Here is a 14,113-nt window from a genome sequence, read left to right as displayed (position 1 = left end):
CGGCCGCGGTTATTTAGGCATAATTTTATATTTAACTAACTTTTAAGGAAAATAAAGTTGCATGAAAGGGAACCTTGTGGTATACTTTTACTATAAGAATAATTTTATATCGAAAAGGGAGATCTTATGAAAAAAAATCGTTTTTTTCAAAAAACGGTATGTGCACTTTTTACCGTTGTATTTTTGTTCGGTGTCGTTTCGTGCGGCGGAAAATCCGCTAAAAACGGAACGTATACGGCCGCAATCGGCGGTATGAACGGCGACATTGAAGTAAGCGTTACAATCGAGGATAAAAAGATTGCACGTGTTGAAGTTACCAAAGAGGCGGAAACACCCGGTATCGGAAGCCCCTTAAAAAACATGGACGGAAAAGTCCTCACCGTCGGCGGATTGACACCGGTAGATGTAATTCCGCAACGGATTGTCGAAAACCAGAGCGTCAATGTCGATATCGTAACCGGCGCGACGATTACTTCCCGCGCAATCACGATGGCGGTATCCGAATGTTTGAAGCAGGCACATGCGAATATTGAAAATTGGAATAAACCGCAAAAGCCCGCCGCAGCTCCGTCAAACACAAGTGCGGATGTTGTAGTCGTCGGCGGAGGCGGAGCCGGTCTTGCAGCCGCAATTGCAGCCGGACAAAAAGGCAAATCGGTTATCGTTGTGGAAAAAACCGGTACGGTCGGCGGCGACACCCTCGTGTGCGGCGCCATCTACAATGCCGCGGATGAAAAACTGCAAAAAAAAGTTACCATGAAAGATTCCGTAAAACGGACGCTTGAAGCCGCCCTTGCCGAAAAACCGGTAAGCGACGAACACGCGGCCCTTCAGGCGCTTGTGCGCAGTCAGTGGAATGCATATAAAGCAAGCGGCCGCACGCATTTATTCGACTCGAAAGAATGGTACGCGCTTCAAACGTGGAACGGCGGCGATAAGACGGCAAATCTTGCACTCGTTAAAACGCTGACATACAATGCATACGACGGCTTGGAATGGATTGAAAGCCTCGGCATGAAATTCTCCGATAAAATCGCACAGGGTGCGGGTTCGCTTTGGCAGCGCACGCATACCAGCGTTATGAAACTGGGTACGGGCTTTCTTTCAACCTATGTGGAAAATATCGCCAATATGGACAATGTTTCCATTATGGTCGAAACAACCGGAAAATCGCTTGTCAAAGAAAACGACAGAGTAACCGGCGTTGTGTGTGCCGATAGAAACGGAAAAGAATTTACAATTTCCGCAAAAGACGGCGTTATCATTGCAACCGGCGGTTTCGGCGCAAACAGCAAGATGGTACAACAGTACAACACATCGGGCAAATGGAGCGACTTGAGCACGGTGGGAACGACAAACCGCTTTTCTGCTTCTCAGGGCGACGGTATAACCATGGCATCCGGTGCGGGTGCAGCCCTTGCCGATATGGAGCAAATTCAGCTTTTATATTTGGGTAACCTTAAAGACGGTCAAATATCGAAATATACCCTGCGTGCGGCAAACGGTACCGACCAAATCATCTTCGTCAATAAAGAAGGTAAGCGTTTTACAAACGAAGGCGGCCGCCGCGACGACATCTGTCTTGCAGTCTTTAAACAGCCGGAACAGTTCTATTATGTACTCGAATGCGCCGACGGTGACAAATATAAAGACATCAACGATCCGAACTGGAGAAGCGCGGACGGCTTTACATTCGAATACTGCGAAAAAAACGGCTTTATGTACAAAGCCGATACTCTTGACGATATGGCGGCAAAACTCAAAATGGATGCGGCAACGCTTAAAGCAACCGTCGATTCGTTCAATGCAAGTGTAGCTTCCGGTCGCGACGATTTCGGCAGAACGATTTATTCGGTAAAACTTGAGCACGGTCCGTGGATCGCAACGCCCCGCAAAGCATGTGTTCACCACACGATGGGCGGTATCGCTATCGACGATAAAACACGCGTACTCGATACAAACGGCAAAGCTATTCCCGGTTTGTATGCCGCAGGTGAAGTTACCGGCGACATACACGGTGCAAACCGCCTCGGCGGCAATGCCGTTGTAGACACGGTCGTATTCGGTAAACTTGCAGGCGACACCATTGTTGCCGATGCAAAATAAAGCTGAACACTGCGTTTCAAAAACGTAAATCAACATACCCCGACGCAGAGCATCGGGGTATGTTGTTCTCATAAGGTGGTTGCAGTCGGCTTTAATACCCTTTGTTACGACGCAAAGCGTCGGGGTATTAAACCCTCCGCACGAATAAAACGGGGTTGCCTAAAAAACGGAAGTTTTCAGACAACCCCGTTATTTTTTTATAAATACGGTTAAACGCAATTCTTGTTAAACCGCCTTTGTCCGCTATCTACTCTTTTACAATCGGTACCCACAGTTCCATGCTGTAGGACGGCGAATACATATCGCCTTGGGCATAGACTTCAAAGTCGGGGCTGCCGGCATGACGGTATCCGTGTTCGGGGAAAAAAGTTTCCATAATATACATCCAGCCTGCGTGTATACAATCGGGAACCGGCCCGTTCAGCGTAACAACCGCATATTCGGCTTCCGGTACTTCCAAAATTGAAAGGCCGAGCTCTTCCGCCCGTTCCCTGTGTTCCGCGTCGGGCAGTACATCGTAGGCCGCCGTATAGGTAAAACTTTTACAGTCGCTTACTTCCGTACATATGCCGAAACTTTGACCGTTTCCCAGCTTTGCCAATACCTCATGCGGCGCTTTGGAAAAAAGCCTGTTCCATAATGCCGGAAAATCCTCGGGCGCGCTTGCCGTTCCGCTCAAGCCTGCAACCGTAAAAACTTTCTTTTTTTCGATTTTAACCTTCATCGTTTGACCTCCTGTAAGGGTTAAAGACAGGCGCAACGGTGAAAACGATTGAAATTCTTTTCCGCACTTTACTTCGCTCGGAGATGCATTGTGAAATTTTTTAAACGCGGCGGCAAAGGAGTCGGGAGACTCGTACCCGTACAAAAGCGCAACATCGATAACCTTTTTATCCGTATTTCTCAAGTCGGCGGCCGCCCGGCTCAGTTTTCGAAGACGTATATATTCGCTCAAAGTGTAGCCGGTTAATATCGAAAAGAGACGCGAAAAAAGGGCAAACGAATAACGTGAAAGCCGTTCGATTTCTTTTTCGTCGATTGTTCCGTCAAGTTCGCCTTCAATGTAGTCCATTGTTTTATTAAAAGAATTCATCATATTCATTTTGTTCCTGCCGCTTACAGAATAACGCAAAAAGCCGTTCCATACCCGATATTTTTTGTACGGATTTTTAAGGGTAGCGGTGATGTTCGGTTTTTCTTATCCGATTCAATTAACGGAACTCATCTTATTTTTTAAGCCGTTTTTTCGCTTCCGGCAGCTCTCCGTCCATTATCGTGCATTGCTTTAGCCGATGCCGTGATTTTTCCTGTTTTCGATGACGGCAAGCGCGCATGACAGCCTGCCTTCAATTAAATCGTATTGCGCGGTATAGCCCGCTTCGGCAAAAAAGGCTTGATAGCTGTGATACGAAAATTGACGTTTAAAAACCGAGCCGGTTTTTGCGGCCGCCTGCACAATGCGGTTTGTCCGGTCTTCCGTTTCGCCGCTCATATAAGTAGGTATAATGATTTTTCCGCCGTTTTTACATACCCGCTCCAACTCTTTTAAAGCCGCATAGGGGTCATCCAATAAGTGAATGACGTTTGCGGCAATCACCGTATCGAAGCGATTATCCGGATAATCAAGCTTCATAATATCGGACACGGAAAATGCCGCATTTTTGTATGCCCTGCATTTTTTTTGCGCCCGTTTAAGCATGTTTTGCGAAAGGTCGCCGGCCGTAAGACTTTTACACTTAGGCGCTATACAAAGGCTGAGCATACCCGTTCCGCATGCGCATTCAAGCACCTCGTCTTCGGCATCAATCATAGACGCAATTTTTCCGCACAGTTTTTTATGCACTTTTCCGTTGTACAGATACGCAAATAAATCGTATACAAAAGCAACCTTATCCCAAATCACGAAAGCTCCTTTTTATATATGTTGCACACGGGTGTACAAAAGTCAAGATGAAAATCGGGCAGCACAGACGGTTTTCAAACGGTTTCCAGTAAAAAATCCGTAATATGTTTATGGATAATGCCGTCTTGACTGAAATCCATGCGGTCTGCCGAAAGAACATATTTCGGAAAATTATCGTGTATAAGCTTATATACGCCGAATTCCCTCTCCCGTGTTTTTTCATCTCCAAGCGTGTATGCAACCTGATAATAGCACAGACGGTTTTCTTTTTGGGCGATAAAATCGATTTCTCTGTCGCGTACTTTTCCGACCGTAACTTCATAGCCCCGTGAAAGAAGCTCAATATAGACAATGTTTTCAAAAACGCGCTCAATGTCCTTTGTATTCGAAAATCCGCGTGCCTGGCGAAAACCGTGGTCGCTAAGATAATATTTTTCATCTATTTTAAGCAGCCTTTTACCTGCCGTGTCGTAGCGGGGCACTTTTTTAATAATAAAGGCGCGGCTGCAATACTCCAAATAATTCAGTATCGTATCCACGGAAACAGTTCTGTTTTCGCTTTTAAAATAATTTTTTATACTGTTTGCCGAAAAGGTATGTCCGATATTCTCAATAACATAATCCGAAATACGGTTAAATATATCGACATCGCGCAGGTTATTGTATTGCATAACGTCTTTTACCAATACGGTATTGTATACATCGGTTAAGTATTTAAAGGCGGGGGATTCTTCCAAATTAAAATATTTTAAAAAAGGCAGGCCGCCCTGTATAATAAACTTTGAAAAAAGCTCATCGATAGACAAATTCGTATGCTTAAAAAAATCCGCAAATTCACTGAAGGTAAGGGGCTGAATTTCAAATTCGACATATCTTCCCGCCAAGAGGGTGGCAAGGTCGCCGGAAATCAGGGTTGAGTTTGAGCCCGTTATGTAAATATCGCAGTCTTTATCCGAATGCAAGCCGTTGACAACCTGTTCCCATTTATCCACGAGCTGTATTTCATCAAAGAAAAAATACATTTTCCCTTTGATGCGCGCCAGTATGGGCTTGAGGTATTCCAGCAAAGCAGAGGCAGTGTTTATATAAAACAAATCAAGGGATTCGAAGTTAAGATAAATTTTATTTTCATCGGGAATTGAACTTAAAACTTCATCCTTTATAATGGTTAAAATCGTCGATTTGCCGACCCTGCGCATGCCGGTTAATACCTTGATTACGGGCGTATCTACAAATTTGTGAATTGTTTCAAGATAGCGCGGTCTGATAACATAACTCATTCCTGTACCTCCTTCCGCTTTAATTATACCTGAAATTTAGGTATAAATCAAGTTTAATTTCGTTTATATGTGTCAAAATTGAATATTATCTTACAAGTTTCGATTATAATCGAAATAAATAGAGCTACAAAAGAAAAGTACAAGTAAGTGTTTTTTTAATCAGCTCTTTACAGAATCCGAAATACGGATTATATCATGTTGAAAAATAAGGGTAAAAGTACCCTTATTTTTCAATATCCTTTTTAAATAGTCTCTTGAAAAAAAAGGAGCGGGCTGTCTCAAAACCGAAGTTTTCGGACCGCCCGTCTTATCTTAGGATTGATTTTCTTAGATCGGCTGCACCGCTTGATTTTTAGCGGCACAGCGGAAAAATTACATTTTGGCTTTTTTCATAGCCTTTGCCAACGCTTCTTTAAAAGCGTCCGATGTCATGGTTGCACCGGAAACAACATCGAGATCGGCACTTTGCCTTTGAAGGGCTTGTGCGGTAAGTTTTTCTATTGCCTGCGGCCCGATACCGGCTGTTTCGGAGTGTTTGATTACTTTTATAGCCGTCATCCTGCCTTTTTCAACGGTGATTTGTAGGCGGATAGTACCTCCCATCCCCTTATCGGAAGCTCCCGTAAAGGTGTTGCCTGCCGATTTGGTCATGCTTGTATAATTGAAGATGGAACCGGACGCAGCGGCGGATTTTTTTCCTTTTGCCAGCGCCGCCAATTCGGCTTCTTTTTCGGAATGCGTTTTTGTAGCTCTGGTGGAACCGCGGAGTGAGAAGTATTCGGCCTTATCGGTCTTTGTTTTTCCATTGGTTTCACTTCCGGCATAAGCGGGATCAAGAGCGGTGTCTGCCGTTGCAAATCCGTCCTTATCTACGGAAACCGCGGAACGGCCGGCAATGTAACCGCTTGTAATAACGCGGCCCAAACCGTGCACCCTCATACCGCCGCATGATTCGCCTGCACAAAACAGATTGGGAATCAATTTTCCGTGCAAGTCTACAACCTGCATTTTTTCATCTACACGCAAACCTGCCAGCGTATCGTGCAAATTCGATACGGCCCACAAAGCATAGAACGGGCCGTTTTTAATCTGATTTACCAATGTGGTTTTTCCCCAATCCTCATCTTTTCCCGCCGCCACAAAACGGTTATAGCGGTTAATCGTGTCAACAAGAATTTTGGGATCCATTTTTACGTGTTCGTAGTATTTGTTAACGACTTTTTGAGCAAGTTCTTCCAAAGTATCGGCCTTAAAAGCGTACCCGTTATCGAAGTCGAGTACTCCCTGTTCCATAACCCAGTCATTGCGCTTTGCGGCTTCCGCATCAACAATCGCCCATATCGGACCGCCGTAACATTCGGCATTACCGTCGCCGTCGGGGTCGATAAATACGCTTGAGGCGGCTTTTTCAAGAAAGCGCTGGTATTCGTGGCCGGGGAATACTCCGCGGTAGTCATCTTCGTTTGCAAAACGCGCACCGAGCATATTGACAATAACCATACTGTTGTGATCCATTTCAATACCCGTAGCTCTGGACAATGCCCAGATTTTACTGTCGCGCATAAAGCCCCTTCCGTAGCCGTATTGGCAGCCGATACGATTGGGAGCTTTCATTTGCGCGCCGCCTTCCTGCATTTGATAAGACGACAAAGATGCAAGTGCGGCACCGATTTCCATTGCGGCGATTTCACCCGATGCATCCTGATCGGAGAAGGGCATTCCTCCGAGTCCGTCATATTCGGGGCCGAGCCGTGCATCAAACATAGTGCGGAATGCCACATTTCCGGTTGAACCGCCTGTAGCAATGATGACGCCTTTGTTCGCCTTAATGTTCAGCATTTTTTTTGTACTTTCAATATTACCCTGCGACATCAAGCTTTTTAAGGGCTCTGTTTGGCCGGGGAGAACATGGGGGGTATAGCCGGCCTGTACGCCCAAAACTTTTCCGGAAAGTTGATTTTCACGGTAAATCTTATCCATGTGATAATTCAAAAGGAATTTTGCCCCCTTATCGCGCAGCGATTTTTCCAAGGGGCGGGTGATGGCCACACCTGCGGCAGTGGTGCCGGTATATTCGTTTACCCATTCACCGCTGTCCGAATAGGTCATACGGCCTACGCTGTCCGGGTCGCTTCCGCCGTCTCTATAGTAGTTTCGTACCATAGGTTCAATATCGAGAAGCTTAACTCCGTTTTTAAGGATAAAGTCATAGGCCTTTGCCATACTGTTGGCAACCGAGCGGACTTGAATACGGTCGTTATACCGGGCATCGGGAGCTCCGCCGCGGGTATGGTCGAAATAGTATAAATCCGCCGAATCTTCTATTCCCCATTCCTGCTGCGAAACGGTACCGCCGCCTGAGTGAAGTTGTCCTTCGCTGACCGCCGCGTGTCCGCCGACATCCCAGTTGGTTTCGACGAATAAAACCGAAGCTCCGTCTTCCAAAGCTTTTAAACCGGCGGGCAAACCCGCACCGCCTGCACCGATGATAACGACATCGGCTTCATAATCCCATTTGATTTTTGAAGTACCGTCGTTGCGGCATCCGGCAGCGAGTACAAAAATCAAAGCCAAACAAACGAATAAAATCGCAATTTTTGAAAAAAAGCGGTTATCGCGCAATTTCATAATTAACCTCCTATGAAATTATGTGTTTGTATAAACTAACATTGAAGTTCAATTATTCCGAACCTTGCCTTATACAAGTCATTATATGCATTCTATATATTTTTATCAAGAACTTTTTATCGGTTTTTTTTATTTTTTTTCTTCATTGGCGGCGGATTTTCCGCCCCGCTTGCATATACAGGAGCGAAACGCTAAAATGGCATTTATGGGAAAAAAACTGTCGGAAAAAAAATTATCGGAATGTTTGGCACTTTGTAAAGATTCTTTTTCGTACACCATCGAATTGAACGGCGACAAAGACCCGCTTATACAAAATATCGTCTTTGATTCAAAAAAGGTTTCGCCGGGTTCTCTTTTTTTTGCCTTGCCCGGGCTGCACGTACACGGAAACGATTTTGCAAAGCAGGCAATCGATGCCGGCTCCTCTGCCGTAATATTTGAAGGAAAACTGCCGGAAAATGCGGTACAAGATGCCGAACAAAGGGGAACTGTTTTAATCCGCGTCGATAACAGCCGTTTTGCCATGTCGCCCTTTTCGGCCGCCTTTTACGATTATCCGGGAAACAAGCTTTGTATAGCCGGCGTAACGGGAACCGAAGGAAAAAGCTCAACCGTTTTTTTTATTTGGCAGCTTTTGCGCTTGGCGAGGAAAAAGGCCGGCTTTATTTCGACCGTGCAGTATTCTTTAGGCGGTGAAGCCGTCAATAACCCGGAGCACCAAACCACGCCCGAAGCGCCGATTGTGCAGGAGCAGTTATACCGCATGGCCGAAAACGGCTGCGAATTTGCGGTAGTCGAATCTTCATCGCACGGTCTTTCGGTAAAGACAAACCGCTTAGGGAACGTTCCCTTCGATACGGCGGCGATGATGAACGTCAATCACGAACACTTGGAATTCCACGGCACTTACGAGTGTTACAAAGACGATAAGGCGAACCTGTTCGGAAAACTGACCGCTCACAATCACATAAAAACGATTGCGGGTACGCCGAAAACTTTTCAGCCTCTGGGGGCGGTTAATGCCGCCGATTCTGCGGCGGAAGATTTTGTAAAAGCTGCCGGTTCGGTTTCCGTTGCCGGTTTTGTGCCGCCCCAAGAACTGCAAAGCCGTGCGGATTTTTCCGCCGATGATAGCGGTTCCCGTGCGGAGAAAAAAAATGCGCAGCCTTCAAATAATCGTTTTTTAAACGAAAAGCTGTATAAGGCGGGATTGTATACAATCGAACATTTAAAAGAAAGCGAAGCGGACATAGCCTTTGATTTATGCCGAAAAGGAAGCGCCGACATTCACGTTAAAGCGCCGCTTGCCGGAGCCTTTAATGCGTGCAATGTTACGGCGGCGATTCTCCTCGTTGCTCAAATGACCGAAAAAAGCGTTGAGGAAATTGCAGCTCTCGCACGCCGCCTCGAACCGGTGCGCGGCAGAATGAGCCATATACGGAAAGGACAGCCCTTTGAAGTGCTTGTAGACTACGCTCATACGCCCTCGTCTTTTTACACGGTGTTTCCGCCGCTCAGACAAAAAACACAGGGGCGCATTATCAGCCTCTTCGGTTCCGGCGGAGAGCGCGACACAAAAAAGCGGCCCGTTCAGGGAAAAATCGCATCCGAATACAGCGACATCGTTATTTTAACCGACGAAGATCCCCGCGGTGAAGAGCCCATGGAATTGCTCGAAATGATTGCCGCAGGCTGCACTTCATTAAAGCGGGGAGAAACCCTTTTTTTAATCCCCGACAGAAAAGCCGCAATACGCAAAGCTTTTTCGCTTGCCCGGCCCGGAGATGCGGTTTTGCTTTTGGGAAAATCGCACGAAAACTCGATTATCTATAAAGACAGGGTTATGCCCTACGACGAAATAAAAGAAGCCGAAACCGCTCTTGAAGAAGCCGGTTTCACTAATGCAGACGTTTCGGGAGAATAAAACATTATGAATATCGCGGTTTTATACGGAGGAAAAAGCGGTGAACACGAGGTGTCTTTGCGTTCCGCCTCTTCGGTTGTCCGTCACATTAACCGGACAAAGCATACAATCATCCTCATCGGCATTGCCAAAGACGGGCGCTGGTATCTGCAAAGTCAAAATGAATTGACACGTGTTCTTGCAGACGATTCCGCATTTTTACGCATTGATGAAAATCCGGCATGTCTGATGCGCATTGTCCCCGGAGGCGGCGCAAAGGCTGCCCTGCAAAGCGCCGTAAACCTTGAAGGAAGGGCGCGCAAACCGGACGAAAGTCATGCAGTTGAAACCGATATTGTCCTTCCCGTTTTGCACGGTTCTTACGGAGAAGACGGTCTTGTGCAGGGGCTTTTGGAAATGGCCGAACTTCCCTATTGCGGCTGTACGGCTCTAAGCAGCGCCCTTGCGATGGATAAGGAGCAGACAAAAAAAGTGTGGATGCAGGAAGGCTTACAGGTTGTCCCCTTTGTCTGCATAACAAACGCGGATATGCAATATGAAGGTTCCGCACCGCGGCAGGACAGTTCTGCACCGCATCTGGATGGCAGCGCTGCACAGTCAGGCGGTTTTGAAAAAATTGCAGCTTCCGCCGAAAAACAATTCGGCTATCCTTTATTTGTAAAACCCGTATGTGCGGGAAGCTCGGTAGGAGCTGCAAAGGCTCATTCGCGCGAAGAATTAAAGGCCGCCGTTGAAAACGCTTTTTTATGGGATGAAAAGGTGTTGATAGAACAGTGTATCGACGCGCGCGAAATCGAATGTTCGGTTACGGGAAATGCGGCGATTTCAGCTTCGGGAAAAACAGCCGTAAAATCCTACACACCCGGCGAAATTGCACCAGCGCACGGTTTTTACGATTATGACGCCAAATATACCGACCCCGACGGAGCGCGCCTTTTAATACCCGCCCCCCTTACGGAAGAAGAAGCTCAAAGGGTAAAAACGATTGCCGAAAAAGCCTATCGCGCCCTCGATTGCAGCGGCCTTGCCCGCGTTGACTTTTTTATCGATAAAAAAGACGGCACCTTATACTTAAACGAAATAAACACCCTGCCCGGCTTTACGTCAATCAGTATGTTTCCGAAAATGTGCGAAGCGGCCGGCCTTGCCTATGAAGAGCTTATAGAACTGCTTTTGGAACAGGGCATTGAACGTTTTAAAAAGCGCCGCTCGTTAAAGACAAGCTTTGTGTAAGGGGCGCCTTCATCCGATTGGACGCTTTATCTCATTTTTTTTATAAAGGAAGCAATTTCTTTTTTTGAAGGCAGCCGCCCCGTGCATACAACCCTGCCGTCAACAACAAGGGCGGGCGTATGTATAACGCCGTAGGCGGCCGTTATATACGGATCGGAAATCAGTTCCGCCGACTCATTCGGGGACAGCTGAACCAGAACCTCATCAACGGCTTCCTTTAATGAAAAACACAGGACGGTATCGCTTCCCAATATTTTTATTCCCTGTGCCTCTTTTGTAATACGGTACTCCGCCTCTTGCAAAGCGGACAGCTCATCGTTTTCAGACGGAAGCTCCGTATCGGTCGCTAAAGGCGTTTCTCTTTTTTTTCCGAATAAAAACATATTATCCCCTTAAAAAAATATTTTATATACATCTTATACCCGATAAATCTTATACTCGACCGTCGCGGTTTACCCTCACAGTCCGCCGTCACGGTGTTCGGTGCCGGATACGCTTTTTTCCGATGAAAACTTTTTCAGCATGGGCTGTACGGCATAGCTGAGCGCAAGCAATGCGGCTCCGAATACCGAAGACGTAACCGCCTTTGATAAAACACTGACGGAATGTAAGTCTATAAAAATCAGCTTTGCAGCAACGATGAGAATAAGCACAAGCGCTATATAGACAAGCAGGCGCATTCCTTTTTTCAAAAAGAATATAAATGAAGCGATTGCATAAAATCCCCACAGCAATGTAAGGATTCCGCCGTTTTTAAAGCGCAGATATGTTTCCGTGATACTGAAAAAAACAAAAACCGCGGTTACGACCGCAAAAAATGCAACAACCCGCGGTTTAAATCCGTATACGATATAGAGCAAAATCAACCCGTTCCATACATTCACCGCAAACATAAAAAACGAGGGGTCAAGACCGTCAACCCGTGCAAACGCATACAAAGCATAATACCAAACGCAAAGAATCGCCCAAACAGCTTTACTTATTTTTTTTGTCCTAACGGCACCCGTCAAAAAGTCCGGATAAAAACGATCGGCAAGCAATATACAGACTGCCGCGGCAAAAAGCGGATAGGCAAAGACAAACGAAAAAAAGTAAAAATCAACCAAACACAGTTTCAAAACAATGAGATAAAATCCCAAGCGGTTTGCAAAACGCAGCCGCGCGCTTTGCGTTTTTATAAATGAAAATCCTGCAAAAGCCCCGCCTGCAGCACACTGTAACAAAAGGGGAACAAGGGCTTTTTCTCCGTTTTCAAAACCGTATAGGGTAAAAGACAGGGCCGTCAAAAACGGCAGGACATATAAACTTTTTTCGTAAAAAAAATCAGCAAAGCGGTAATGTACAAAGGTATAAAGAGTACACAAAATCGTAAGAGAAAATCCGTAAAGCAAACATACATCATCGAAATGACGGGGCAGTATTTTTAAGAGAAGGGCAAACAATACAACCGATACATATACTTGAAAAACAAGAGTTTGAAAACCTTTTTTGAATGCATTTTTTTGCAAAAACACCGAAGCCGCCATCGGGACAAAGTACAAAAGCGCCTGTAAAGAAAAATGCACAGGAGATTCATCCGTATTAAAAGTTCTTTCCAACGCAGCGATAAGCATCAAAAAACCGGTAAACGAAATAATATGAGCAAAAAGGTGCAGTTTGTATTTATTATCCTTACGCCACAGCCAATATAAAAAGAGCCCTATACCCAGCACCGCCGCCGGTTCGGTATCGTATTGCAAACGGTCGATAATCGCAATATACGCCGAAATTAAAGTTCCCGCTATATAGGTATAGCCGAGTGTTTGCACCTTGTCTTTAAATAAACACAGGCAGGACAAAAGAGCATACAAAAGCGTAAAAAAGATATACACGCTTCCCGGCGGAAGAGCCTCATAGGGCATCATTTTAAAACCGAAAAAAAGCGAAAAGCCGAAGTTAATCACGGCGGCTATCGGTGAAAGTATTTTATCACGGGATAATTCGGTTCCTTTTAAAAACACATACAAATCGGGAACGGTATGAATTGCCCAAAGAGCGGCACTCAAAGCCAAAAAGAGCTGCGCATCGCGTACGGTAAACGACGATGAAAGTAAAAGCTTTGTGAGCACACTTAAAAGTGAAATAATTGAGGCGAATTGCAAAATGCGCCGGCGCTTAAAAAAGTATACGATTGTAGACATAAGGGCAACGGCGAACACATAGAGGCCGAAAGAACCGACTCCGAAAAAGCCGGAATCTATGATAAACGGAATAAACAAACTGCCCAAAAGACCTATAACCGATACGGAAAGAGAATTGAAAGCCAATGCCAGCACATAGGCACTGATTGTAATAAGCGATAAAAAAATAAAGGCAAGCCCGTCACCAATCAAACCGTAGCGGACATAGGCGGCAAATGCCGTAAGATAAAAAACCGCAACGGCACCGCCGAACAGCACTTGCGATAAAACAAAGCGCTTTTTATGCCGGACAAAAAAACCTGCAGCCGTAAAAAATCCTCCTGCAAGAACTCCGACAAGCAAAATATATTCTTCGCGTATAAAACCTTTTTCGTGTATAAGCTTAAAAATATAACCGATACCTATCAAAAGCAGCAAGATACCCAGCTTGGTTACAATCGATTCTATTGAAAGCTGTTTTTTTATAAAAGTACCTACGGCCGATACGTGCTCCGGTTTTCCGTTTTTTACCGAAGCAACCCGGCTTTGTGTACTTACAATTTGCGGATTTTCTACCGCAGCGGCAGCTCCGCCTTCTACCGCGGCGGCAGCTTTATCTTCCGTCATGGCGGAAGCAGGAGGAGGTGTATCGACGGATTCTGCGGCAGGGATAAGGGCATCACAGTTTTTTTGCGCTTTTTCCTGCATACGGCCCAATGATTCAATTTCAGCTTCCAGACGTTTTATACGGCTTTTTTGCACGGATATACGTATAGTATTGACTATTGCAAGCAAAAGCGAAATGAGCGTTACCGATATTAAAAAATCATCCATAAACGACAACTCCTTTTGGAGATACGTTCTCTTTATAGATCCGTTG

Annotated in this window: 9 protein-coding genes; 3 read left to right on the top strand and 6 right to left on the bottom strand. The window is 45.7% G+C overall.

Going from position 1 to position 14,113, the window contains the following annotated elements; genetic code table 11:
• Window positions 1-126 precede the first annotated feature (126 nt).
• Window positions 127-2,106, top strand: coding sequence for an FAD-dependent oxidoreductase (locus V1L52_RS02530; RefSeq protein WP_428770732.1), 1,980 nt, complete (start codon window positions 127-129; stop codon window positions 2,104-2,106).
• Between the two features lie 247 nt (window positions 2,107-2,353).
• Here V1L52_RS02530 and V1L52_RS02525 read toward each other — a convergent pair whose 3' ends face one another.
• From V1L52_RS02525 to V1L52_RS02510, 4 genes are all read right to left on the bottom strand, one after another.
• Window positions 2,354-3,208: an AraC family transcriptional regulator gene (locus V1L52_RS02525; RefSeq protein WP_428770731.1), complete on the bottom strand. Its 855-nt coding sequence runs from the start codon at window positions 3,206-3,208 to the stop codon at window positions 2,354-2,356.
• 183 nt (window positions 3,209-3,391) lie between these two features.
• Window positions 3,392-4,009 (bottom strand): class I SAM-dependent methyltransferase, encoded by a 618-nt coding sequence (locus tag V1L52_RS02520; RefSeq protein WP_428770730.1) that lies wholly within the window; start codon window positions 4,007-4,009, stop codon window positions 3,392-3,394.
• Window positions 4,010-4,083: 74 nt separating this feature from the next.
• A complete protein-coding gene (locus V1L52_RS02515; RefSeq protein ID WP_428770729.1) occupies window positions 4,084-5,289 on the bottom strand; it encodes an ATP-binding protein in 1,206 nt (401 codons plus the stop codon).
• Window positions 5,290-5,661: 372 nt separating this feature from the next.
• Window positions 5,662-7,917, bottom strand: a complete 2,256-nt coding sequence (locus V1L52_RS02510; protein WP_428770728.1) for an FAD-dependent oxidoreductase — start codon at window positions 7,915-7,917, stop codon at window positions 5,662-5,664.
• A gap of 85 nt (window positions 7,918-8,002) precedes the next feature.
• On the opposite strand from V1L52_RS02510, the gene V1L52_RS02505 reads away from it, so the two are divergent.
• Both V1L52_RS02505 and V1L52_RS02500 read left to right on the top strand, forming a co-directional pair.
• Window positions 8,003-9,841: a Mur ligase family protein gene (locus tag V1L52_RS02505; protein WP_428770727.1), complete on the top strand. Its 1,839-nt coding sequence runs from the start codon at window positions 8,003-8,005 to the stop codon at window positions 9,839-9,841.
• Window positions 9,842-9,847: 6 nt separating this feature from the next.
• Window positions 9,848-11,074: a D-alanine--D-alanine ligase family protein gene (locus V1L52_RS02500; protein WP_428770726.1), complete on the top strand. Its 1,227-nt coding sequence runs from the start codon at window positions 9,848-9,850 to the stop codon at window positions 11,072-11,074.
• A 26-nt stretch (window positions 11,075-11,100) separates the two neighbouring features.
• On the opposite strand, the gene V1L52_RS02495 is transcribed toward V1L52_RS02500, so the two are convergent.
• Window positions 11,101-11,457, bottom strand: coding sequence for a thioredoxin family protein (locus V1L52_RS02495; protein WP_428770725.1), 357 nt, complete (start codon window positions 11,455-11,457; stop codon window positions 11,101-11,103).
• Window positions 11,458-11,532: 75 nt separating this feature from the next.
• Window positions 11,533-14,067 (bottom strand): DUF2339 domain-containing protein, encoded by a 2,535-nt coding sequence (locus V1L52_RS02490; RefSeq protein ID WP_428770724.1) that lies wholly within the window; start codon window positions 14,065-14,067, stop codon window positions 11,533-11,535.
• Between the last annotated feature and the right edge of the window lie 46 nt (window positions 14,068-14,113).

Origin of the sequence: Treponema sp. HNW (genome assembly GCF_050320395.1) — a bacterium.
Taxonomy (GTDB): Bacteria; Spirochaetota; Spirochaetia; order Treponematales; family Treponemataceae; genus Treponema_C.
The sequence above is the reverse complement of the archived record's forward strand: the minus strand, read 5'-3'. Positions and strand labels throughout refer to the sequence as shown.

Coding starts and splice junctions, on each gene's coding strand:
- V1L52_RS02530 (WP_428770732.1), top strand. CDS start 127: ATGAAAAAAAATCGTTTTTTTCAAAAAACGGTATGTGCACTTTTTACC.
- V1L52_RS02525 (WP_428770731.1), bottom strand. CDS start 3,208: ATGAATATGATGAATTCTTTTAATAAAACAATGGACTACATTGAAGGC.
- V1L52_RS02515 (WP_428770729.1), bottom strand. CDS start 5,289: ATGAGTTATGTTATCAGACCGCGCTATCTTGAAACAATTCACAAATTT.
- V1L52_RS02510 (WP_428770728.1), bottom strand. CDS start 7,917: ATGAAATTGCGCGATAACCGCTTTTTTTCAAAAATTGCGATTTTATTC.
- V1L52_RS02505 (WP_428770727.1), top strand. CDS start 8,003: ATGCATTCTATATATTTTTATCAAGAACTTTTTATCGGTTTTTTTTAT.
- V1L52_RS02500 (WP_428770726.1), top strand. CDS start 9,848: ATGAATATCGCGGTTTTATACGGAGGAAAAAGCGGTGAACACGAGGTG.
- V1L52_RS02495 (WP_428770725.1), bottom strand. CDS start 11,457: ATGTTTTTATTCGGAAAAAAAAGAGAAACGCCTTTAGCGACCGATACG.
- V1L52_RS02490 (WP_428770724.1), bottom strand. CDS start 14,067: ATGGATGATTTTTTAATATCGGTAACGCTCATTTCGCTTTTGCTTGCA.